This window comes from Aeromonas molluscorum 848 (assembly GCF_000388115.1).
Lineage (GTDB): Bacteria > Pseudomonadota > Gammaproteobacteria > Enterobacterales > Aeromonadaceae > Aeromonas > Aeromonas molluscorum.
Genome location: NZ_AQGQ01000009.1, coordinates 1 through 22916, shown reverse-complemented (window position 1 = coordinate 22916; position 22916 = coordinate 1). Strand labels below are relative to the sequence as shown.

The window sequence follows — 22916 nt, the reverse complement described above, 5'->3', positions numbered from 1 at the left end:
GCTTAACCTTCCAGTTCGATCTTGGTCAGGCACTCACGCAAGATGGGGCCGTACTCTGTCTTGCCGGGGCAGACAAAGGTACACAGCGCCAGATCTTCCTCATCCAACTCCAGGCAACCCAGCGCTTGCGCATTGTCGGTATCGCCAGAGATCAGATCCCGCAGCAGCAGGGTCGGCAGGATGTCCAGCGGCATGATGCGCTCATAGCTGCCAATCGGCACCATGGAACGATCACTCCCGTTGGTCGTGGTGGTGAAATTGAGCAGCTTGCCCTTCACCAGGTGAGACAGGGTGGTGCGGGTGATGGAGAACTTGTCGGCACTGGGTTTAATCCAACCCAGAAACTCCTTCTCGCGGCCCTCAGCCAGCACGCAGACCTGATTGTGGTAACGACCCAGATAGTCATGTACCTCATCGGTCTTGGCACCGCTTAACAGGGAACCGGAGATGACACGGTTTTCATCCGCACGCAGCTCGTTGTGAGTCAGCTGGCTGATGCAGGCGCCCATGCGGGTGCGCAACAGACGTGGCTTGACCACATTCGGACCGGCCAGGGCGATCACTTTGTCGGTGCAGATCTGGCCCGTGGTAAACAGCTTGCCCAGCGCGATCACATCCTGATAGTTGATGTGCCACTGGATCTTGTTGCTGCCAACCGGATCGATGAAGTGAATATGGGTGCCCGGCAGACCGGCAGGATGAGGACCGACGAAGACCTCTTCCTGAACTTGCGGCACGGAAGCCTGTGGCAAACTGCCCTCGCCCTTGCAGACGTAAAGCTTGCCATCAGTCAGGCGGCTCAGCACGGTCAGACCGTCGATAAAGGCCTGGGATTGCTCCTTGATGATGAGCTCAGCGCTGGCTGCCAGCGGGTTGGAGTCCATGGCGGTCACGAAGATCGCACGGGGCTCTGAACCGACGGCAGGAACCTTGCTGAAGGGGCGGGTGCGCAATGCAGTCCATTGGCCTGACTCGACCAGGATCTCTTGCACCTTGCTGCGCTCGAGCTTGGCAAGCTCGGCACTGGCAAACTGCTCAAAGGTCACCTGTTCGTCAGAGCCATCGATATCGATGACCACTGATTGCAGAATGCGCTTGGCACCACGGTTGATCTCTGAAACTACGCCGGTGGCGGGAGCCGTGAATTTAACGCCAGGATTCTTCTTATCTTCGAAGAGCGCCTGACCTTTAATGACGCGATCCCCTACTTTGACAAACATAGTAGGTCGCATCCCCACGAACTCTTCGCCCAGTGTAGCAACACGGGTGATGGCCGGGCCATCGTAGATTACTTGCTCTGGCGCACCCAGCACGGGGATGTCCAGTCCTCTTTTAATTGTAATCATACTCACTTGCACTACCGTTACGGGAGAGAGAATGGTTAGCGCCGAGAAATACATCACGACGGGTTGTTGAACACACTCGGCATATGGCTGAACAGATACAAACAAACAACAAATCAGCAACATGCGGGGTGTTTCAAAAGCGCTTGAGTTTACCACTTTCAGACTGCTGACTGCCACGTCAAATGGGGAAAATTAACCCGCTATCACAAAATTAGCCTGCCCACTTGCTTGCCGTACTCCCATCAAAACACGTACTTCCACCACACCAGGACGGAAGCACTCACTAAGGGTTAGTTTCGGGAAAGTTCACCGCAGGATTAGAAAAATTGATGAGATTGGCGACAAATGTTGCCGATGAAATCGGCAAAGGGTAATCCCTTTGTTAATGGAACATCACAGCCTCTCAGTTGTTCCCTGCCGTTCATTGAGGACCAAGCTTGCTGGCACAGACCGGGCTTCGTGGCGCCACGCCCTTTTGTTGCCACTCTTCCTCTGTATAGGTATGCAGTGCCAGCGCATGAACGGGCCCAGCCAGCAGATCGGCCAACAGTTGATTGACCTGACGATGACGGCTGATGAGACGCTGACCGGCGAAAGCCTGACTGACGATGACCACCTTGAAATGGCTCTCTGCTCCCGGCTCGGTTCGATGCATGTGGCTCTCGTTGAATACGTCGAGATGGCCAGGGTTGAGGGCCTCGGAGAGGCGTTGGATGATGGTATCTTGGGTATTCATGAGATCTTCCGATGACTGATGGGGCAAGCCCCATTCTATCGACTTTGACTCCCAGGGAGAACTTGCATGGCGAGGCAATTGCTGGATCATCCAGGCACCGTGAACCACGGTACCATTCGACCTAGGTTGACTCCCAGGGAGAACTTGCATGGCGGGACAATTGGTGAATCATCCAAGCACCGTTAGAATAGCGCCATTCTATCCAGCCGTGAGACAGACCGTTCAATGCAGACCCACCTCGAGACAGACCATTGCCGCCTGATGCTGCAGCGCTATCCGCGCCAGGAGCAGGATCCCCTGCAGGCATGGGATGCCGCCGATGAGTACCTGATCAATCAGCTGGCAGAGCAGCCTCCCGAAGGCGGCGGCCCCGTCATCATTATGAATGACAGCTTTGGCGCCTTGGCTGCCTTTCTCCATGGCCATCAGCCCCTGTGCGTGACCGATTCCTTCGTCAGCGAGCAAGGCACCCTGGCCAATCTGGCCGACAACGGACTGGATCCGGCATCCATCCGCATCCAGGACTCGCTGGCGCCACTGCCAGCGGCTCCGACCCTGGTGATCATCAAGGTATCCAAGTATCAAGCGCTGCTTGAGCAGCAGTTGCTGGCCCTGCGTGAGGTGGTCACCCCGGCCACTCGCATCCTGGCCGCCGGCAAGGCCAAGGAGATCCACAGCTCGACCCTCAAGTTGTTCGAGAAATATCTGGGCGAAACCCGCACCTCCCTGGCTTGGAAGAAAGCTCGTCTCATCCATTGCACCATCGCTGATACAGCGGGGACAGACCGCGCCGCCCTGGCCAACCCCTTCCCGACCGTCTGGCCGCTGGAGGGGAGCGAGATGCAAATCCATAACCATGCCAACGTATTCTCGCGCACCAGCCTGGATATTGGTGCCCGCTTCATGCTGGCCAATTTGCCTATCCACAGTGCCCGCAAGGTGATCGATCTGGGCTGCGGCAATGGCGTACTCGGCCTGGCTCTGCTGGCCCGAGACACCGAGGTGGAAGTGACCTTCATCGATGAATCCTACATGGCGGTAGCCTCGGCACGGCTCAACGTCGAGCACAATCTGCCAGCCGCCCTGCCCCGCGCCGAGTTTCTGGTCAACAACTGCCTGGATGGCCTGCCGACCGGTTATGCTGACCGCATCTTGTGCAACCCGCCGTTCCACCAGCTTCAGGCGATTACCGATCATATCGCCTGGCAGATGTTCCAGGATGCGCACAGAGTGTTGCCCAAGGGGGGTGAACTCTGGATAGTGGGCAACCGCCATCTGGACTATCACAACAAGCTCAAGCGACTGTTTGCCAATGCACAAGTCGTTGCATCCAATAGTAAATTCGTTATTTTGAAAGCCATTAAACGCTAGAGGAATCCATTATGAAATCACCAATTCTGCTGCTCGCCGCCCTGCTGCTCGGCGGCTGTGCCACTCACTGGCCCGAGACGGCGCTGCTCAATCCCCAAGTGATCCCGGCGAATCAACAGTACTACTCCGGCAATCGCATCACCATGGAAGGCATAGACAAACGCGCCGCCGCTCATGTGTTCGCCATCAAGCAAAAAGAGAAGGCCCCCGTCTACATCAAGAGCGAGCAGCCCCTCAATACCCTGCTGGTCGAGCGTCTGAGCGAAGGGTTGCGCAGTCAGGGGCTGGAGGTGGGCAACAGCGGCACCACCAACCTGACTCTTCAGGTCAATAATGCCTTGGTCAATGTCGAAGAGAAGACGTTCACCTATGTCACCAAGTCCAAGGTGAGCCTGCAGGTGATGGCCGATTTCCAGGGAAGCCGCCTGACCAAGGTGTTCAACGCCAGCGCCAGCAAGGAAGGCCCGGGTGAGCCCAGCATCGCCGATCTGGAGCTGGTCCTGAACCAGCAACTTGGTAGCCTGATCCAGCAGATCATGGCTGACGAACAGCTGCGCGGTTACCTCAAAGGCCAACCAAGCGCCTGATCTCTCTATGTATTAAGGATAATCTCATGAAGAAGCTGATGTTGCTGGCCCTGCTGGTTTGCCCCCTGGCCTTCGCGGCCCCCAAGGTGAAATTTGAAACCAACCACGGCAATATCGTGGTGGAGCTGGCTCCGAAAGTGGCGCCCCAGACGGTGAAGAATTTCCTGCGCTACGTGGCTGATGGCAGCTACGATGGCAGCCTGGTCCACCGGGTCATCCCCGGCTTCGTGGTACAAGGGGGCGGCTATAACCAGCAGTTCCAGCAGTTGCCCACCTTTGACCCCGTGGTAAACGAATCCAAGGGTGGCCTGCCCAATACCCGTGGCAGCATCGCCATGGCCCGGACCCAGGCGGTGGACAGTGCAACCCGCCAGTTCTACTTCAACCTTGCCGATAACAACAACCTCAATGCCAGTGGTGGCGCCGGTTATACGGTATTTGGTCAAGTTGTTCAGGGCATGGAGGTGCTGGACAAGCTGGCTCAGGTTCAGACCGGCTACAGCCCCATCCTGCGCGCCAATGACGTGCCGACCAGCACCATCATCCTCAAGAAGGTGACGCTGCTCGCCGAGTAAACCCGACAGCCGGGCCCGCTCGGGCCCGGTATCTTCCCCATCCAGTCCCCTTGTCCCTCCGGATCACGGATCGTTTTCTATACTGCTCACTCTCCTCAACATGGATTGGAGCATCTTGTGACTTGTGATGACTACCTGGCCCAGCACAGGGCCCCCTTGGCCTGGACTGTTCGACAGTTTCTGGCACAACAGATCGACTATGACGCCCTGCAGGATATGAGCTGGCAACTGCTCGGCCAATGGCAGGCGGTGTGTCAAGATGCAGCCGACAAGCAGGCCAGTAGCCCGCAAGAGAGCGTGTTCTGGCACCTGCTGCACAGCCTGCACCTCTGGAGTCAGGATGAACTGGCCGAGGATCCGGCCTTGCGTCACCAGCTGCGCGATTGCGCCGCCTGCCTGATGGGAGAGGGTCCGGCGCCCCTTGGCTGCATAGGCACCCGCCCCTGAGGTCAGCCCGCCTGATGCGTTCGCGTCGATGCAACCAAGCAACACCCATGCTGACCGATGGCGGTGGCAATCGCCGATAACCACATCCATTCGACACCTTGCTGGCGACCCATGGATCCCATGATGCCGTCTCTGGTGGCCAGGCTATCTCCCTTTGTCCCCACAATCTGATAGCTCGCCTTGGCGCCGGCGGATGAACCTGCCAAAATGGCTCACTTTTCCCAAGGAGTCAGGCACTTGAACGCTGTCAGCAAACCAAGCTGGAAAGAATCCCTACGAGTCTATCTCGAGCCCCGCGTCCTTATTCTGTTTGCCATGGGGTTCTCCTCCGGTTTGCCACTGCTGCTGGTATTCGGCACCCTCTCCTTCTGGCTGCGAGAGGCGGGAGTTAGCCTGACCGACATCGGTTACATGAGCTGGGTCGCCCTGGCCTATGGGGTCAAGTGGTTGTGGTCTCCCCTGGTGGACAGGTTGGCCTTGCCGCTGCTCTCACGCCTGCTTGGCAGGCGTCGCAGCTGGATGCTGTTCTCCCAGCTGCTGATCGCCGCAGCCCTGGTCGGCATGTCCTTTTGCGATCCCAAGACCCAGCTCGCCCAGCTTGCGCTTTTCGCCCTGCTGGTGGCCTTTGCCTCCGCGACTCAGGACATCGTCATCGATGCCTACCGCATCGAGTCGGCCCCTGAGCGCCTTCAGGCAGCCATGGCGGCCTCCTACATGACAGGGTATCGACTGGCCATGATCATGGCCGGCGCGGGCGCTCTTGCCCTGGCAGCCTGGCTTGGCAGCAACAGCGTCTATGACTATCGTGGCTGGCAGTTAACTTACCTGCTGATGGCGGGGATGATGAGCATTGGCCTCATCACCACCCTCTGTTGCCATGAGCCCGACATCGACGTGGCAAACCAGGACAGGCAGCAAGCTGAACGCAAGTCCCTGCTGCTGCAACACGGCTGGCCACGCTCGTTGGCCGGGCTCGGCGCCTGGGCCTACGAGGCCGTCTGGTGCCCCTTTGCCGACTTCTTCGAGCGCTATGGTCGTTCGGCGCTGCTCATCCTCGGACTCATCGCCTGCTATCGCATCTCGGATGTAGTAATGGGGGTCATGTCCAACAGCTTCTATGTGGATCTCGCCTTCAGCAAAACGGAGGTGGCGACCATTACCAAGGTGTACGGCGTCATCATGACCCTGGTGGGTGCCAGTGTGGGAGGCATTCTGGTGATGCGCTTTGGCACCTTGCGCATCCTGATGCTGGGCGCTCTGCTCACTGCCAGCACCAATCTCTTGTTCGCACTGCTCAATCAGCTTGGCCACAATCTGGAGCTGCTGACCCTGATCATCTCCCTGGATAACCTGAGCGCCGGCATCGCTACCGCGGCCTTCATCACCTATCTGTCGAGCCTGACTAACGTCGCCTTCTCGGCCACCCAGTACGCCCTGTTCAGCTCAGTCATGCTGCTGCTGCCGAAGTTGCTGGCCGGATTCTCCGGCGGTTTTGTCGAACAATTCGGCTACAGCGTCTTCTTCATCGGGACCAGCCTGCTGGGCATCCCCGTGTTGATCCTGATCGCCATCGTTGCCAGACGAGACAGTGCTTTGTTACCGAAACAGAGCAAATAGCAAGCGTTTGCGCCAATTAGGGGGTGATTAGATTCACACTTCCAGAGAAAGTTCCCTCTTGATCGTTTATCCGCGGAAATTAATTGGCTAGAATCCCTCCGCTCCTTGTGGGCAGGCTACGGAAAACCTCAACTAAACGCACAAGAGACCAATAAAATGGCCAAATTTACCAAGACTCTGATCGCTGCTGGTCTGCTGGCGGCTTCCGCCACTCCGGCTTTTGCTGCCGACTATAGCGGCGACATCCACAAGAACGACTACAAGTGGTTCCAGTTCAACGTCATGCACACCATCGATCAGCTGCCCTACAGCGAATCCGAAGGTGGTTACAACGACACCTACTTCGAAATGGAATTTGGTGGTCGCTCCGGTATCTTTGACCTCTACGGCTACGTCGACGTATTCGACATCTTCCAGAGCAAGCACGACGACAAGCATGACAGCGACAACCTGTTCATCAAGTTCGCCCCACGCCTGTCCATCGATGCCATGACCGGCAAAGATCTCTCCTTCGGTCCGGTGCAAGAGGTTTACATTGCCAACCTGATCAACGTAGGCGGTCCGGATGGTCTGTTTGAAGCCATGACTGGTCTGGGTGCCGACGTACAAGTGCCTTGGTTCGGCAAAGTTGGCATGAACCTGTACGCACGTCACGTCAACGAAGGCTCTGGCGAGCAAGGCTGGAACGGCTATCAGTTCTCCATGAACTGGTTCAAGCCTTTCTACACCTTCTCCAACGGCAGCTTCGTTGCCTATCAGGGCTACCTGGATCACCTGTTTGATGCCAAGGACAGCTCCACCGACGGCACCGCCATGTTCAACGGTCTGTACTGGCACTCCGACCGCTACGCCGTCGGTTACGGCCTGAAGTACTTCAACGACATCTACGGTATCCAGAACGGTACCTACGGCCTGAAAACCACTGGTTTCGGCCACTACTTCTCCGTGACCTACAAGTTCTAATCGAACCCGTAGCACGCAGAAACGAAAAACCGGAGCCTTGGGCTCCGGTTTTTTTATGGCATAAGGCGCAGAAAAAAGAGGGCCGAACCCTCTTCGCGCGAGATCAGTCGCGGAAATTCTGGAACTGCATCGGCTGACCCAGCTCGGCGCCACGCACCAGGGCCATGGCCTCTTGCAAGTCGTCACGCTTCTTGCCGGTGACTCGTACCTCGTCGCCCTGGATGGCGACCTGCACCTTGATCTTGGAATCCTTGATAAGCTTCACCAGCTTCTTGGCGACCTCTTTCTCGATCCCTTGCTTGAACTTGACGTTCAGGTGGAAACGCTTGCCGGAGTGGACGCTATCACCCGCCTCCATTGAACTGTTTTCGATGTTGCGCTTGAGCAGGGCTGCGCGCAGTATCTCTACCATCTGCTTGAGCTGGAAGTCGGCATCGGCTTCCAGCTTGACCTCTTCCTTGGTCATCTCGAAGCTGGCTTCTACACCGCGAAAATCGAATCGGGTGGCCAGTTCACGATTGGCGTTGTCGACTGCGTTCAACACCTCGTTCATTTTGACTTCAGAGACAATATCGAATGACGGCATGGCCGGGGCTCCTCATGTTGCGTTCGTTATGAGGGGGCAAATCTACCAGAAAACCGGCAAATTTGCTGATTTCGATAAAGGCGCTCTGTTAGAATCCTTGCCATTGCCGACAGGTGAGACCCATGAGTGTCCACCCCATCGCCATTCGGGCACCTCTCTCGGGTCGAATGGCCCACCCTCTTGATCGAGTCATATCATGCCAAGCGGATCTCAATCCCCCTCCACGCCCTCCTGGACCCTGCTCGGGTGCGGCGCCCTCGGTGGCGTATTCGCCGCCCTGCTGACCCAATCAGGCCAACCGACTCAGGTACTGCTGCGTGAACGCCACAGAGCGACGCTTCACCCCGTCATCGACTTCACCGGTCTGGATGGGCAGCATGGGCTTATCAGCATTGCCAGAGGCTTTCTGGCTGATACTCCCCCCATTCGCCGCCTGCTGGTGATGACCAAGGCGGACCAGGTGATCCCCGCCTTGCAGCCCCTGATCGGCAAGCTCGACAAGCAGGTGCCCATCGTGCTGCTGCACAACGGCATGGGGGTGGCCGAGCGCGTCGCCGAGCTGTTTGCAGACAACCCCATCATCGCGGGCGTCACCAGCCATGGCGCCCTGCAACAGGGCCATTTCGTGTTCCGCCATACCGGCCGGGGCGAAACCTGGCTCGGCCCGGTCAACGAGCAAGGCCGCCAATTCGCCCATCTGGCCGATCGTCTTGCCCAGGCACTGGGTCAGGCTGGCTGGGACGAGCAGATCCTCGCTCGCCAGTGGCACAAGCTCGCCATCAACTGCGCCATCAATCCGCTCACCGCCCTCTATCGCATCAAAAATGGCGAGCTGACAGGCCCACGCTTTGCCGACACCCTGCAACAGATCTGCATCGAGGTGGCCGATGTCATGAATGCAGAAGGCATTGCCACTACCTATGAAGAGCTGGCACGGCGGGTGCAATCCGTCGCCGGACTGACCGCGGACAACTACTCTTCCATGCAGCAGGATCTGGAACAGGGCAAAGAGACAGAGATAGAGGCTATCACCGGCTTCCTGCTGGCCAAAGCCCGGCTCCACGGCATCATGGTACCGGTCAACCAGGGCCTCTATCAGGCCGTCAAGGATCGCCATCAGGGCGAAAGCTGACTCACCCAACTCGAACCAGGAGTCCCCCATGAGTGTCTTGGTACTGGTCGCCCCCGGCTCGGAGGAGATTGAAACCGTCACCATCCTGGATGTGCTGGTGCGCGCCAACATAACGGTGCTGCTCGCCTCCTGTTGCCCTGCGGGCCTGCGCCAAATTCGTGCCTCTCGCGGGGTACGGCTGGTCGCCGATTGCCATCTCGATGAGCTGCCAGCGGGCGACTTCGAGATGATAGTGGTGCCCGGCGGCCTGCCCGGTAGCGAATGCATCCGCGATAATACCCGCGCCATCAGCCTGCTGCGCGAGCAAGCGGCCAGTGGCCGCTGGCGCGCCGCCCTGTGCGCGGCCCCCGCCGTGGTACTGCTGCCTAATCAGCTGCTGGGCAAGGCGAGCATCACCTGTCATCCCGGCTTCTGGGCCCGGATCCCCAGTGCCCAACTCAGCCATGAACGCGTGGTCATAGACAAAGACGCGCGGCTGGTAACCAGTCAGGGGCCAGGCACGGCCATCGAGTTTGCCCTCACCTTGGTACAGGTGCTGCGCGGCGCCACTGCGGCCGAGGCCGTCGCCGGCCCCATGGTCATTTGAGGGGGACGATGGCGGATGCGGGACTGGCCATGAAGCCAGCGTTTGAGAGCAGGGGGAGCAGTGCTCGCCTTGAGACAGATGCCTGGCCCGGCACTTTATCGCCGCCAACAAAAAGGCCTCCAACATGGAGGCCTTTTTTATCAGCGGTACACCTGTCTTACAAGCGGTGCCGGCAAGGCACCGCTGAGATGAGTGGGGGCTCGCCTCTTACTTGACGGTCACCCGGGCAAACTTGCGCTTGCCGACCTGATAGACAGCAGTACCGGCACCTACCAGCGCCTTGCCATCGTCCAGCTTGTCGCCGTCCACCTTGACCGCGCCCTGCTTGATCATGCGCAGCGCCTCCGAGGTGGTGGCCACCAGATCGGCGTCTTTGAGCAAGTTGGCGATGGCCAGCCCTTCCCCTTCCAGGATAAGCTCGACCTCCGGCATCTCGTCCGGAATGGCGTTCTTGGAGAAGCGCTGGGTGAAGTCTTCGTGGGCCGCTTCGGCGGCGGCCTCATCGTGATAGCGGGCGATGATCTCTTTGGCCAGCCAGATCTTCACGTCGCGGGGATTGAGGGTGTTCGCGGCGATACCGGCCTTGAACCCTTCAATCTCGGCTAAGGGACGGGAGGAGAGCAGCTCGTAGTAGTTCCACATCAGGTCATCGGTGATGGACATGATCTTGCCGAACATCTCACCCGGGGCATCGTGCACGCCTATGTAGTTGGCGGAGGACTTTGACATCTTCTTGACGCCGTCCAGACCCACCAGCAGCGGCATCATCAGCACGCACTGGGCGGCCATGCCGGCATCTTTTTGCAGTTCGCGCCCCATCAGCAGGTTGAACTTCTGATCGGTACCGCCCAGCTCGACATCCGCCTTGAGCGCGACCGAGTCATAGCCTTGCAGCAGCGGATAGAGGAATTCGTGAATGGCGATGGATTGGCCGCCGCTGTAGCGCTTCTTGAAGTCGTCGCGCTCCATCATGCGGGCCACGGTCTGCTTGGCTGCCAGCTTGATCATGCCGGTCGCACCCAGCTCGCCCAGCCAGCTGGAGTTGTACTCGATGCGGGTCTTCTTGGGATCGAGGATCTTGAACGCCTGCTCCGCATAGGTGAGGGCGTTGTGCTTGATGGCCTCTTCGGAGAGCGGCGGACGGGTGCTGTTCTTGCCGGAGGGATCCCCGACCATGGCGGTGAAGTCGCCGATCAGCAAGATGATCTCGTGCCCCAGGTCCTGGAAGGTCTTCAGCTTGTTGAGGATCACGGTATGACCGAGATGAATGTCGGGTGCCGTCGGGTCCATGCCCAGCTTGATGCGCAGCGGGCGCCCTTCCTTCAACTTGGCAATCAGTTCTTCTTCAACCAGAATTTCTTCCGCTCCGCGCTTGATCTCGGCTAGCGCCACCTCGAGCTGGGACATTTTTTGACACTCCAATCACGATTCCACAGGGCCAAACATATTACTGGAATGGCGAGGCAATTGGAAAGCCTGTAAAATCCGCTGATTCCGCCCGACTTCACGCCCTTTTCTCATGCATATTTGGCACGCCTTCAACGCTCTTCCTCTCTGGCACCGCAAGATGGTGCTGATCCTGACCATTCTGGTGATGATGCTGGCTGCCTGGCCCGGTGAACAGGCCGTCGCCACCCGGGTCGATGAGCATGTCGCCAATCAGGCCCGCGACGAGCAGCCGGATGAACATGATCGCCTCGCCATGGAACGGACGGCCACCCCACCCAAGGCTCCTTATGTGACCAAGCAGGTCAAGGTGCGCAGCGGTGACAACATGGGGATCATCTTCCAGCGTCTGGGTCTGCGCACGGCAGACCTGCACCTCATCGATCAGCTCAAGGCCGCCGATCCGCTGCGCATGCTCAGGCCCGGTCAGGAGTTGACCTTCAAGCTCACCCAGGAAGGCGAACTCCATAGCCTCTATTACCCTCACAGCCTGGAGCAGGCACTCAAGGTCAATCGACGGGAAGATGGCTTCGTGGCCAAAGCGGTACGCCTCGAACTCGATACCCGTGAAAACTGGGCCCAGGGCAACATCCGCTCCAGCTTCTGGGGGGCTGCCAGCGAGGCGGGCATGACCGAGGATCAGATCATGGACTTGGCCGCCATCTTCGGCTGGGACATCGACTTTGCCCAGGACCTGCAACCAGGGGACAGCTTCAGGGTGCTGTTCGAGGAGAAATTCCAGGATGATGAGCGGGTCGCCTCCGGTGATATTCTGGCCGCCGAGTTCGTCAACCAGGGCGAGATCTACCGCGCCGTGTTGAGCGAGGATGGCAACTACTACACGCCGGCGGGCAAGGCGATGCGCAAGAGCTTCCTGCGCGCGCCGGTCAACTTCAAATACATCAGCTCCAACTTCAATCCGCGCCGCCTGCACCCGGTCACCGGCAAGGTACGCCCTCATAACGGCATCGACTACGTGGCGCCGGTGGGTACCCCCATCATGGCCTCGGGGTCGGGCAGCGTGGTGGCAGCCGGTTACAACCAGTTCAACGGCAACTATGTGTTCATCAAGCACGCCGGCAACTATGTGACCAAGTACCTGCACCTCTCCAAGCGCACCGTCAACAAGGGCCAGCGGGTGAAGCAGGGACAGACCATTGGCCTGCTCGGCAGCACGGGGCGGGTCACGGGGGCCCACCTGCACTATGAATTCCTGGTCGCCGGGGTACACAAGAACCCGCGCACCCTGACTCTGCCCCAGGCGGAAACCCTCAGCGGACGCGAGCTGAGCCAGTTCAAGGTCCAGGCCCAGCAGCAACTCGCCAAGCTGGAGCGCTCAGAGACTCAGCTCGCCCTGCGCCGGAACGAATCCTGAGCCGCGCATTATCATGGTGCCTGTTCTCCCTTGACCCCAGGCCACAGGAGCACGCGTTGCCAGCGCCGATGAGCGACAGGCCACGGGGTTATCACAAGCAATGACAAGGAGCTCGCAGATGGCTGAACGTTACTTGGGTCTGATGTCCGGAACCAGCCTGGACGGCATAGATGCGGTGCTGATCGAGGTCGATGGCGATGCTCTGCGGGTCGAGGCGGCTCTCTGTCACCCCTGGCCAGAGGCAACGGCCCGTGAACTCCATGCCCTCTGCACCCCCGGGGAGAACGAGATCGATCGCTTGGGCGTCGCCGACAACCTGGTGGCCCGTGAATTTGCCGCCGCCACTCAGGCTCTGCTCGAAAAAGCAGGGCTGGCGCCCACCGATATTCGCGCCATTGGCAGCCACGGTCAGACCATTCGCCATCGTCCACACCTTGGCTTTACCCTGCAAATTGGCAACAGCGCCCTGTTGGCTGCCCTCAGCGGCATCGACGTCATCAGCGACTTTCGCAGCCTGGACATGGCCCTCGGCGGTCAGGGTGCGCCGCTGGTGCCCGCCTTCCATCAAGCGCTGTTTGCCAAACCCGGCGCCCTGCGGGTGGTGCTGAATCTGGGCGGCATCGCCAATATCTCGGTGCTGCCGGGCAACGCGGGCGGGGTCTATGGCTTTGATACCGGCCCGGCCAACACCCTGCTCGATGGCTGGTATCGCCGTCATCAGCCAGACGGCGGCAACTACGACGCCAGTGGCAAGTGGGCCGCCAGCGGCAAGCCTATCCCGGCCCTGCTTGATAAACTGCTCGCTCACCCCTACTTCGCAGCCTCTTGGCCCAAGAGCACGGGGCGGGAGATGTTCACCCTGGATTGGCTCGATGGCGAGCTGGCGGGCAGTGCATACGCCCCGGTGGATGTACAGCGTACCCTGCAGGCGCTCACCTGCCACAGCGTCGCCCGCCAGTTGCCCGCATCGGATAACCCCAAAGCGCAAACCGAGCTCTTTGTCTGTGGCGGCGGTGCCCATAACGGTCCTCTGCTGAGCGAACTGGCCACTCTGTTGCCCCACTGGCGTATCGCCAGCACGGCCGAGCTGGGGCTAGCCCCCGACTGGGTGGAAGGGGCCGCCTTTGCCTGGCTGGCGCAGCGCTTTATCCAGCGCCAACCGGGCAACCTGCCCGCCGTCACCGGCGCCAGTCGCCCAGCCGTGCTGGGCGCGCTCTATCCTGCCTGATCGATAGCCCGGATCAGACCTTCGCATCAACCATTTCGAGGCAAAGAGGGCAACTTGCCCTCCCGTGCACGGGGGCCCGCCGTCTTGCCGTCTTGGGCGCCCTCTCTCCTGCCGGAGAACTGACACTGGGCGCCAGGCCAGAGGTACCCGCCTGACACTAACCCAGAGAGCTATTCAACGCATTTTTCAGAACGTCTGCCCCTTTCGCCTGCCTGCGCCTGACCGAAGTCATGCAGGCAGGCAAGCGGTCATCTCGCACCATTTTTATTACAAGCACCCGCGACAATTGCCCCCTATGGCATATTTATCTCGTTATCAGGCGAGACAAATATTATCAGGAACAACGTACAAGCCGCTATTCAATTGCAATAACACAGTATCGCCCATGCAATATTTTGAATTATATTCCAGCCACATCTTTACCAGCCTTTTCATGGTATGGAGCTAGCATATTTTTAACTGGCTAGATAGATCCCATAAAAGATTAAAAGTGCATATCCATGCACAATAAAATTGATTAACCGCAGAGCGGCGCATATTATTAACGCTTCATTCACAGCTCGGCCCCATCCCCATAGGAGTAAGAACCCCGTCCAGACGGGCTTGTCCACGACACAAGACCTGTTTGTTCCACCTCGACATGCTATTCACCCTGAATTGAATAGCAAAACAGCTATATTTCAGGGCGTTGAGCCATCTCATAGAAATGCGATCCCGGTTTGCATCTCCCGATGGCCACTCATAGAATCGCCTCGTCTGAAATAATCAACCCCACCCCTTCCTCTCTTATCCAATTTAGCTATTGAGTGGATTAAACATAATAACTGGAAGGCCCCCGCTGGCGCAGTCGCCATGGCGCACTCGGATGGGGTGAACTGTATCTTGCGTTAACAACGAATACTAAAAAGAGGAATATCTATGAGTGGCACCATCATCAAGGCTGCAAGAAATACCACCAATGCCCCCCAGGATCTGGGCCCCTACACCCAGACGGTGGCTTTCTCTCATTACAACAATATTTCCGCCCAGTTGCCGGTCGATCCCAAGACCGGCAAGATGGTGAGTGGCGACGTCAAGGTACAGGCCAGACAGTGCCTGAATAACCTCAAGGCGATCATAGAGAGCATCGGCCACGTGATGGACGATATGGTCAAAGCCACTATCTTCCTGAAAGACATGGCGGATCTGGAAGCGGTCAACAGTGTTTATCGCGAATTCTTCCCGGGCTATCTGCCGACCCGCACCACACTCGCCGTGGCCGCCCTGCCGCTGGATGCCCTGGTACAGATCGACGCCATCATCTCCAATGGTGAAGGCACCTTCCCGCAGGCGCCCTGCGCCCTGGTAAAACTCGCCCGTAACAGCGACAAGGCACCGCACAACCCGCTCTCGACTCATACCGTCGCCTTCTCTCACTACAACAACATAGGTGCGCAACTGCCGGTCGATGCAGCCTCGGGCAAGCTGGTCGCCGGTGGTATCCAGCAGCAGGCAGGTCAGTGTCTGCGCAACATCAAAACCGTGCTGGAAAGCATCGATGTGCCGTTTGACGACATCGTCAAGGTGAACATCTACCTGACCAGCCTCGCGGATCTGGACGCCGTCAACGAGGTCTACAGCACCTTCTTCCCGGACTCCGCCATTGCCCGCGCCGCCGCCTATCTGCCGGCCCGCTCTGTGGTCAGTGCCGCCGCCCTGCCCATGGGTGCACTGGTGCAGATGGATGCGGTCATCTCCCACGGTGACGGCACACCACCGCAGCTGGTAGAAGACAGACACAATCTGGTGATCGCTGCCCGTAATACCGACAAGGCACCACGCAGCCCGCTCCATTGCCAAACCGTCGCCTTCTCCCACTACAACCATCTGACTGCGCAGCTGCCGATCGACCCCACTACTGGCAAGATCCTGACTGGCTGCATCAAAGAGCAGACCGCCCAGTGCCTGAGCAATATCAAGGCGATTGTCGAGAGCATCGACCATGTGATGGACGATATCGTCAAGGTCAATATCCAGGTCAAAAACATCGCGGATCTGGATGCGGTCAACGCCATCTATACCCAATACTTCCCGGACTATCTGCCGGCCCGCACCGTTATTGGGGTGAGCGAACTGCCCGCCGGCGCCCTGGTGCAGATGGATGTCGTGCTCTCCAATGCGGAAAGTACCCCGCCGCAGGCGTAAGTGTTGCGGTAAATAAAAAAGAGACCGGCTATATGCCGGTTTTTTTTAGGTAACAGGAAGGGATATTATTTTTATGGCATCGACAGAAAGAACGCGAACGTCCGATTACGCTTCGCTAATCGAACCTACGAGCTAACAATAAAAAGACACCGACTTAAGCCGGTGTCTTTTGGCGTAGTTTGAAATCATCATATTTTTTAACATCATCATTTTAACTAATGCAATGACCAATGTAGCAATACATCATACCTAGTTTCACTAACTTCCGATCATATTTAACCAATTAAATATATGGGCTAGATATATTTCATATGACTAGATTTTAATTGCACGTCTAATAGCCTCTACTATTGCAGCAGAAACAAGTACAAGCTGAATATCAGTAGTAATCAAGTAAACGACAGTATCTATGAGTAAGTTAATAACTAGCCATGAAAAATCATATACTCGCCTCAGCGCTATAAATTGATAAAAAATTACCTTTCTGGCTCGAAATCTAGTACGAGTGCAATCGACAACCCCACTGTCATCATCCGTCCAGACATCCCCTACCGGCTCAAGTATAAGATATTTTTGATAATACTTATAATATAGTAAATTTAATATCTGCTGTCTCAGCACATTAGTTACAAATCCAGATGGTATGTGTAGATTTAAATGAAGTTCATTCCCATAATGATCACTATCCTTCTTTTTTATATTGTCGTGTGGATGCACAGAACCCGTTATGACTAAATTCTCAATCAGCTCAGCACCAACCAGAATCTCAACAAGAGTTATATATAACCACCTCAAAATACATATCTTTCCCCGTAACTCCTCCCCCCTAAAGAAAACCATTGAAAAATATCCTACTTTTCTAAAGTTTGATTTATCAACAACTTTATAGTTAGGTGCCACTTAGCGCTCCATTTAAATATGGTAAATTAAATTTCAGAAATAACCAATAATACATAAAAATAATTACCCAGCACTCATTAAATGTCTTTCTATATATCAATTGAAAAATATTAAAATATTCCACTGTTACTTTTAAAATAAAAAAGCGCCTCCCGAGGGAGGCGCTTTTCAGTTCAGAACAAAGCAATCAGGGATTACAGGGACTCTGCGGTCGCAACCACGTTTTCCACAGTAAAGCCAAATTCCTTGAACAACAGCTCGGCCGGTGCAGACTCACCGAAGGTGGTCATACCGATGATCTTGCCGCCAAAGCCCACGTACTTGTACCAGTAGTCGGCGATGCCCGCTTCGATGGCCACGCGCTTGGTGACGGAAGACGGCAGGACGGACTCCTTGTATTCGGCAGACTGGGCGTCGAACACGTCGGTGGCTGGCAGGGAAACCACGCGCACGGCGCGGCCCTTGGCAGTCAACTGCTCATAGGCGGCCACGGCCAGCTCCACTTCGGAACCGGTGGCGATCAGGATAAGCTCCGGGGTACCGGCGCAATCCTTCAGCACGTAACCACCCTTGGCCACATCGGCCAGTTGCTGGGCGCTGCGGTCCATCTGGGGCAGGTTCTGGCGGGAGAAGATCAGCGCAGTCGGGCCGTCATTGCGCTCGATGGCGTGCTTCCAGGCGATGGCGGATTCAACCTGGTCACATGGGCGCCAGGTGCTCATGTTCGGGGTCAGACGCAGGGAGGCGATCTGCTCGACCGGCTGGTGAGTCGGGCCATCTTCACCCAGACCGATGGAGTCGTGGGTGTAAACGAAGATGGCGCGCTGCTTCATCAGGGCGGCCATGCGCAGGGCGTTGCGGGCGTACTCCATGAACATCAGGAAGGTGGCGCCGTAGGGGATGAAACCACCGTGCAGGGCGATACCGTTCATGATGGCGGACATGGCGAACTCGCGCACACCGTAGTGGATGTAGTTGCCTGCCGCGCTCTCGGGGGTGAGCGACTTGGAACCGGACCACATGGTCAGGTTGGACGGGGCCAGGTCAGCGGAACCACCCATGAACTCCGGCAGCAGCTTGCCGAACGCTTCCAGCGAGTTCTGGGACGCTTTACGGGTCGCAATCTTGGCCGGGTTGGCTTGCAGAGTCTCGATGATCTTGGCGGATTCAGCGGCCCAGTTGGCCGGCAGCTCGCCTGCGGTACGACGCTTGAATTCGGCAGCCAGCGCCGGGTGCGCGGCTTCATAGGCGGCAAACTTGGCAGCCCAGTCGGCTTCAAGCGCCGTGCCTTTCTCTTGGGCATTCCACTCGGCAGCGATCTCGGACGGAATGACGAACGGCGCGTGGTCCCACTTCAGGAAGGCACGAGCAGCGGCGATCTCGTCGTTGCCCAGCGGTGAGCCGTGGCAATCGTGAGAACCGGACTTGTTCGGTGAACCGTAACCGATGATGGTGCGGCAGCAGATCAGGGTCGGCTTGCCGGTCTCGGCCTTGGCGGCTTCGATGGCGGCGTTGATCGCTTCCGGGCTGTGACCGTCCACGGCCGGAATGACGTGCCAGCCGTAAGCTTCGAAACGCTTGGGAGTATCGTCGGTGAACCAGCCTTCCACGTGACCATCGATGGAGATGCCGTTGTCATCCCAGAACGCAATCAATTTGCCCAGTTGCAGGGTACCGGCCAGGGAGCAAGCTTCGTGGGAGATACCTTCCATCAGGCAACCGTCGCCCATAAAGGCGTAGGTGTAGTGATCGACGATGTCGTGACCTGGCTGATTGAACTGCTCGGCCATGGCTTTTTCAGCGATCGCCATGCCGACGGCATTGGTGATGCCCTGACCCAGTGGGCCAGTCGTGGTCTCGATACCTGGCGCATAACCGTACTCCGGGTGACCCGGGGTGCGAGAGTGCAGTTGGCGGAAGTTTTTCAGATCCTCGATGGTGAGGTCATAACCGGAGAGATGCAGCAGGGAGTAAATCAGCATGGAGCCGTGGCCGTTAGACAGGATGAAACGGTCGCGGTCGGCCCACTTGGGGTTGTTCGGGTTGTGCTTGAGGTGGCCGCGCCACAGCACTTCGGCGATATCTGCCATTCCCATGGGGGCGCCCGGGTGACCGGAGTTGGCTTTTTGTACGGCATCCATACTCAATGCGCGAATGGCATTGGCAAGCTCTTTACGAGAAGGCATCTGTATCTCCTGCGATTGCTTCATTTGATGGCCAAGATTAAGGCGCGTTATTGTCCCAGCAGGGGGCGCGAGGTGCAAATATTATCTGGGCGAATAAAGTGGCTTTGGGAGCGCAGTCGCTTTTCTTGGCTCGGCAAACGATTCGCGTTGCGACCATTTTCAACCCTTTATGGGTAGTGTCAGCCACAGACGACACCAAACCAAAATAGTACTGGCAATCACCCTGCCCCCTCTCTAAAATAGACGTCCAGATGTAGATACCTCTACAAAGGCTCTCCTTGTAAGACGTCCAGATGTAGATATCTCAAATGCAAAGACTCTCCTTTTTACCCGGTTATGGCCAAGGCGATAACCCCTAGCGTTGAGAATGCTCCCATGGCAAAGCTGTTTACTTCCGAGTCGGTCTCCGAAGGCCATCCCGATAAAATCGCCGACCAGATCTCCGATGCGGTGCTGGACGCCATCCTGGAACAGGATCCCATGGCCCGTGTCGCCTGCGAGACCCTGGTCAAGACTGGCATGGTGCTGGTCGGCGGCGAAGTAACCACTTCCGCCTGGGTTGATATCGAGCAGATCGTGCGCGATACCGTCCGTGAGATTGGTTACACCCACTCGGACATGGGTTTCGATGCCGACTCCTGCGCCGTGCTCAATGCCATCGGCAAGCAATCCCCCGACATCAACCAGGGCGTTGACCGTGCCGACCCCTATGAGCAGGGCGCCGGTGATCAGGGCCTGATGTTCGGCTATGCCACCAACGAGACCGAGGTGCTGATGCCAGCACCCATCACCTACTCTCACCTGTTGGTGAAACGTCAGGCGCAAGTGCGCAAGAATGGCACCCTGCCCTGGCTGCGTCCGGATGCCAAGAGCCAGCTCACTTTCGCCTATGACAGCGAAGGCAAGATCCTTGGCGTCGATGCCGTGGTGCTCTCCACCCAGCATTGCGACTCCATCAGCCACGCCGACCTGGTCGAAGCGGTGCGCGAGGAGATCATCAAGCCGGTACTGCCCGCCGAGTGGATCAGCAAGAACACCAAGTTCTTCATCAACCCGACCGGCCGTTTCGTTATCGGCGGCCCCATGGGTGACTGCGGTCTGACCGGTCGCAAGATCATCGTCGATACCTACGGCGGCATGGCCCGTCACGGTGGTGGCGCCTTCTCCGGCAAGGATCCCTCCAAGGTGGATCGCTCCGCCGCCTACGCCGCTCGCTATGTCGCCAAAAACATAGTGGCCGCAGGTCTGGCCGATCGCTGTGAACTGCAAGTCTCCTACGCCATCGGCGTGGCCGAGCCGACCTCCATCAGCGTCGAAACCTTCGGCACCGCCAAGGTCTCCGAGGAGCTGCTGGTCACGCTGGTACGCGAGCACTTCGAACTGCGACCCTACGGCCTCATCGAGATGCTGGATCTCAAGCGTCCTATCTTCAAGGCAACCGCTGCCTACGGCCACTTCGGTCGCGAAGAGTTCCCCTGGGAGCGTACCGACAAAGCCGAGCTGCTGCGCGCCGCCGCTGGCCTCTAAGCCAGCTCGTCAGGCTGCCTGTGGCAAGAAAGGGGGGCTCAGGCTCCCCTTTTTCATGGCCAGGTGTAGCCCGCCGCGAAAAATGAAAAACCTTAGCGACAAGAATGGAAAACGCGCCATCGCGCGTTTTTTTCATTTTCAACGGTGCCAGTGTCACCGAACTTGAAAGACGTTTGATAGCAGGTTAAACCTCTATCTCATAGGTCGGTAAGTCCGGTGCAGGCCCAATGATGGCGCCCCCCTGGTAGAATGCCTTCTGGCCGATGGCCACCCTCCCCCTCGCACGATCACCACGCCCCCGCCCGGGGTCTCCAGTGCGGTACTGGTGCCTCCCATTGCGGTGACGGTACCGACCAGCAACGGGTCGGCACCGGGGATCAGCTCCTGGAACTGCTTGAACAGGTTCATACAAATCGCTCCACACTCAGTTGCTGGCGCACCGTCATGGCAGGGCCCTGCATCGCGGCAGACACCCTGACACCACGGTTAAATCCCTTCCAGTTGTCCACTGCCAGTACGACGCCAGGCAGGATCAATCCCGTGTCTGCCGAGAGTGGCAGCTCGATGCTGTGGGTACGTCTGGGCAGGGTCTGCGCCAGTGCAACGATGCCCTGTGCCCGGGCCGCTATCACGTCGCACACCAATGGATGGGTGATGCTCTGCGCCTGTCGCTCCCCTGCCGACCCCTGACGTTTGACCAAGGCGCTTATCCCCTGATGCCCCCCATTGACCCAGATCCCATTGGCCGACTGACCCGGTTGGAAGTCGCTACCCAGGGTCGTGATAATGGCGCGCGGTATCGCAATGTCCGCTGGGCTCACATCCAGCTGCCATGGCACCACTGGAAAGCGCGGCTTGACGACCAGGTGTCGGTCACGCTGGTGCGGCAGTACGAACCCGCCGGCCGCCTCGGCCAAGTACCTGATTGCCCCGATAGGCGTCTGGTTGTCCAGGCTGAAAAATCCACCAGGCACCAACCAATCTGCCGCCTGCCACTCCAGGGTCCAACCAAGGGGCAACAGGGATGCCGCCAATTGCTGCACCATGGCAGGGGCGGCTTCGCTCACCGCCCCTGGCAGCACATGGGTCGGCGAAAGATAAGCGCTGCGCGAGCGGCCGGTCAGGGTGGCCGATTCGCGGCCAAAGCTCTGGCTTGATTGCCAGCCATCGCACACGCAATCCCATCGCTCACCGTTGATATGGATGCTCACCTCCTCCTCGTCCGTCATTTCGGCCGCTGCGATACGCGGGATCTGGGCATTGAACTGCCACGCCCAGGAGTCGGTATCGAGCTCAATATTCACGGCGGTGGCCGCAATATCCAGGCCATCGCGTACCCGCACAATGCTTGCAGTGTTACTCACCAGGTAAATCCTCCGGGTTGGGATGATTATGGAGGCGTCCGCGCCGAACCAAACAAACTCCAGCTGCCCCTGATTGCGCGGGGCAGCGAAGGCCAGCGCCTTGGTGCGCTTGTCTGGGCGCACCGGCTTGATGGGGGGCTGGGGCGGCGGGGTGACGCCCGGGGGCGGGGCCATGGCCTCATCCCAGCCATCGCGCCACCCCTTGTCCAGCACGGCCCCCAGGTGCCAGGTCTGGCCGAGGCTGTTGGCCAGCAGGCGGGCCCCCTCCTGCCAATCCATGGCCCAGTCCAGATCCCAGCGCGGCGGGTTGCGATAGCCTGACTCGGCCCCATACCCCAGCGAGACCCCAGAGGCCCAGCCCAGGGCAAAGCCATGATGGCCGGGGGGCAGGGATTCGACCGGCTGGCCAAAACCATCGCCCAGGGGCAGGCCTTCCTGCCAGCCGCTGCTCGGCTCGGCGCCCAGGGCCAGACCCTGCTGATGGGAAAAGCGCGGGATAAGGTCGCACGGCGCCGCCTCCTGCCAGCCGTTCCCCCGAACGGGGTGCAGCCTGGCCCCCTGCTCCCAACCATCCGGGTGGCGTAGCCCCTGGGGGTCCGCCCGTTGCCAGTCGCTGGTCAGTGCCGCCGAAGGGCCCCGGAATACGTTGATGTCATACTCGCCGCCCAGATTGAGCAGCGGCTGGGCCCGCTGGCCAGTCAGCCGACACTCGATGACCAGCTGGCCAGCCATGCCCAGGTGGGGCTGCACCTGGCTGGCC

General features: G+C 58.3%; 19 protein-coding genes. 12 read left to right on the top strand and 7 right to left on the bottom strand.

Annotated features, from left to right (window positions below):
- Positions 1–2: 2 nt before the first annotated feature.
- Together G113_RS03040 and G113_RS03035 are read right to left on the bottom strand one after the other, a co-directional pair.
- Entirely contained in the window at positions 3–1346 is a 1344-nt protein-coding gene (locus G113_RS03040) for a Na(+)-translocating NADH-quinone reductase subunit A (protein ID WP_005893323.1), read from the bottom strand.
- A 421-nt stretch (positions 1347–1767) separates the two neighbouring features.
- A complete protein-coding gene (locus G113_RS03035; protein WP_005893320.1) occupies positions 1768–2082 on the bottom strand; it encodes a BolA family protein in 315 nt (104 codons plus the stop codon).
- A gap of 225 nt (positions 2083–2307) precedes the next feature.
- Here G113_RS03035 and G113_RS03030 point away from each other — a divergent pair, with 225 nt between their 5' ends.
- From G113_RS03030 to G113_RS03005, 6 genes are all read left to right on the top strand, one after another.
- Complete coding sequence (locus tag G113_RS03030) at positions 2308–3453, top strand: methyltransferase (protein WP_005893318.1); 1146 nt, start codon at positions 2308–2310, stop codon at positions 3451–3453.
- A gap of 11 nt (positions 3454–3464) precedes the next feature.
- Positions 3465–4040, top strand: a complete 576-nt coding sequence (locus G113_RS03025; RefSeq protein ID WP_005893316.1) for a YajG family lipoprotein — start codon at positions 3465–3467, stop codon at positions 4038–4040.
- A gap of 26 nt (positions 4041–4066) precedes the next feature.
- A complete protein-coding gene (locus tag G113_RS03020) occupies positions 4067–4615 on the top strand; it encodes a peptidylprolyl isomerase (protein WP_005893314.1) in 549 nt (182 codons plus the stop codon).
- Positions 4616–4732: 117 nt separating this feature from the next.
- Positions 4733–5062 (top strand): hypothetical protein, encoded by a 330-nt coding sequence (locus G113_RS03015; RefSeq protein ID WP_005893312.1) that lies wholly within the window; start codon positions 4733–4735, stop codon positions 5060–5062.
- A gap of 237 nt (positions 5063–5299) precedes the next feature.
- Positions 5300–6679, top strand: a complete 1380-nt coding sequence (locus G113_RS03010; RefSeq protein WP_005893311.1) for an AmpG family muropeptide MFS transporter — start codon at positions 5300–5302, stop codon at positions 6677–6679.
- Between the two features lie 156 nt (positions 6680–6835).
- Positions 6836–7642 carry a nucleoside-specific channel-forming Tsx family protein gene (locus G113_RS03005; RefSeq protein WP_005893309.1) on the top strand — a complete coding sequence of 269 codons (807 nt, stop codon included), beginning with the start codon at positions 6836–6838 and terminating at the stop codon, positions 7640–7642.
- Between the two features lie 103 nt (positions 7643–7745).
- Here the strand turns inward: G113_RS03005 and G113_RS03000 are convergent, their stop codons facing one another.
- Entirely contained in the window at positions 7746–8228 is a 483-nt protein-coding gene (locus G113_RS03000) for a YajQ family cyclic di-GMP-binding protein (protein ID WP_005893307.1), read from the bottom strand.
- 196 nt (positions 8229–8424) lie between these two features.
- Between G113_RS03000 and G113_RS02995 the strand changes: the two genes are divergently transcribed.
- Both G113_RS02995 and G113_RS02990 read left to right on the top strand, forming a co-directional pair.
- Positions 8425–9360 (top strand): ketopantoate reductase family protein, encoded by a 936-nt coding sequence (locus G113_RS02995; protein ID WP_005893305.1) that lies wholly within the window; start codon positions 8425–8427, stop codon positions 9358–9360.
- 28 nt (positions 9361–9388) lie between these two features.
- A complete protein-coding gene (locus tag G113_RS02990; RefSeq protein ID WP_005893303.1) occupies positions 9389–9946 on the top strand; it encodes a DJ-1 family glyoxalase III in 558 nt (185 codons plus the stop codon).
- A 207-nt stretch (positions 9947–10153) separates the two neighbouring features.
- Here the strand turns inward: G113_RS02990 and tyrS are convergent, their stop codons facing one another.
- Positions 10154–11353: a tyrosine--tRNA ligase gene (gene tyrS, locus G113_RS02985; RefSeq protein WP_005893301.1), complete on the bottom strand. Its 1200-nt coding sequence runs from the start codon at positions 11351–11353 to the stop codon at positions 10154–10156.
- Between the two features lie 112 nt (positions 11354–11465).
- Here tyrS and G113_RS02980 point away from each other — a divergent pair, with 112 nt between their 5' ends.
- The 3 genes from G113_RS02980 to G113_RS02970 all read left to right on the top strand — a co-directional run bounded on the left by G113_RS02980 (position 11466) and on the right by G113_RS02970 (position 16179).
- Positions 11466–12767 carry a peptidoglycan DD-metalloendopeptidase family protein gene (locus G113_RS02980; protein WP_040318851.1) on the top strand — a complete coding sequence of 434 codons (1302 nt, stop codon included), beginning with the start codon at positions 11466–11468 and terminating at the stop codon, positions 12765–12767.
- Positions 12768–12885: 118 nt separating this feature from the next.
- The gene (locus tag G113_RS02975; RefSeq protein WP_005893296.1) at positions 12886–13995 is read left to right on the top strand and encodes an anhydro-N-acetylmuramic acid kinase; all 1110 of its coding nucleotides are present in this window, start codon (positions 12886–12888) and stop codon (positions 13993–13995) included.
- A gap of 918 nt (positions 13996–14913) precedes the next feature.
- Complete coding sequence (locus G113_RS02970) at positions 14914–16179, top strand: RidA family protein (protein ID WP_005893294.1); 1266 nt, start codon at positions 14914–14916, stop codon at positions 16177–16179.
- A gap of 315 nt (positions 16180–16494) precedes the next feature.
- Here the strand turns inward: G113_RS02970 and G113_RS02965 are convergent, their stop codons facing one another.
- Both G113_RS02965 and tkt read right to left on the bottom strand, forming a co-directional pair.
- The gene (locus G113_RS02965) at positions 16495–17079 is read right to left on the bottom strand and encodes a hypothetical protein (RefSeq protein ID WP_040318850.1); all 585 of its coding nucleotides are present in this window, start codon (positions 17077–17079) and stop codon (positions 16495–16497) included.
- 194 nt (positions 17080–17273) lie between these two features.
- Positions 17274–19265 (bottom strand): transketolase, encoded by a 1992-nt coding sequence (gene tkt, locus G113_RS02960; RefSeq protein ID WP_005893289.1) that lies wholly within the window; start codon positions 19263–19265, stop codon positions 17274–17276.
- 375 nt (positions 19266–19640) lie between these two features.
- Here tkt and metK point away from each other — a divergent pair, with 375 nt between their 5' ends.
- Positions 19641–20792: a methionine adenosyltransferase gene (gene metK, locus G113_RS02955; RefSeq protein ID WP_005893287.1), complete on the top strand. Its 1152-nt coding sequence runs from the start codon at positions 19641–19643 to the stop codon at positions 20790–20792.
- Between the two features lie 404 nt (positions 20793–21196).
- Here the strand turns inward: metK and G113_RS02945 are convergent.
- The coding region (locus G113_RS02945) for a hypothetical protein (protein WP_005893282.1) at positions 21197–22916 on the bottom strand (1720 nt) is incomplete at its 5' end.

What these genes read in the sequence shown, in the direction of transcription:
- G113_RS03040 (WP_005893323.1), bottom strand. Translation starts at nt 1,346, where the DNA reads ATGATTACAATTAAAAGAGGACTGGACATCCCCGTGCTGGGTGCGCCA.
- G113_RS03035 (WP_005893320.1), bottom strand. Translation starts at nt 2,082, where the DNA reads ATGAATACCCAAGATACCATCATCCAACGCCTCTCCGAGGCCCTCAAC.
- G113_RS03030 (WP_005893318.1), top strand. Translation starts at nt 2,308, where the DNA reads ATGCAGACCCACCTCGAGACAGACCATTGCCGCCTGATGCTGCAGCGC.
- G113_RS03025 (WP_005893316.1), top strand. Translation starts at nt 3,465, where the DNA reads ATGAAATCACCAATTCTGCTGCTCGCCGCCCTGCTGCTCGGCGGCTGT.
- G113_RS03020 (WP_005893314.1), top strand. Translation starts at nt 4,067, where the DNA reads ATGAAGAAGCTGATGTTGCTGGCCCTGCTGGTTTGCCCCCTGGCCTTC.
- G113_RS03005 (WP_005893309.1), top strand. Translation starts at nt 6,836, where the DNA reads ATGGCCAAATTTACCAAGACTCTGATCGCTGCTGGTCTGCTGGCGGCT.
- G113_RS03000 (WP_005893307.1), bottom strand. Translation starts at nt 8,228, where the DNA reads ATGCCGTCATTCGATATTGTCTCTGAAGTCAAAATGAACGAGGTGTTG.
- G113_RS02995 (WP_005893305.1), top strand. Translation starts at nt 8,425, where the DNA reads ATGCCAAGCGGATCTCAATCCCCCTCCACGCCCTCCTGGACCCTGCTC.
- G113_RS02990 (WP_005893303.1), top strand. Translation starts at nt 9,389, where the DNA reads ATGAGTGTCTTGGTACTGGTCGCCCCCGGCTCGGAGGAGATTGAAACC.
- tyrS (WP_005893301.1), bottom strand. Translation starts at nt 11,353, where the DNA reads ATGTCCCAGCTCGAGGTGGCGCTAGCCGAGATCAAGCGCGGAGCGGAA.
- G113_RS02980 (WP_040318851.1), top strand. Translation starts at nt 11,466, where the DNA reads ATGCATATTTGGCACGCCTTCAACGCTCTTCCTCTCTGGCACCGCAAG.
- G113_RS02975 (WP_005893296.1), top strand. Translation starts at nt 12,886, where the DNA reads ATGGCTGAACGTTACTTGGGTCTGATGTCCGGAACCAGCCTGGACGGC.
- G113_RS02970 (WP_005893294.1), top strand. Translation starts at nt 14,914, where the DNA reads ATGAGTGGCACCATCATCAAGGCTGCAAGAAATACCACCAATGCCCCC.
- tkt (WP_005893289.1), bottom strand. Translation starts at nt 19,265, where the DNA reads ATGCCTTCTCGTAAAGAGCTTGCCAATGCCATTCGCGCATTGAGTATG.
- metK (WP_005893287.1), top strand. Translation starts at nt 19,641, where the DNA reads ATGGCAAAGCTGTTTACTTCCGAGTCGGTCTCCGAAGGCCATCCCGAT.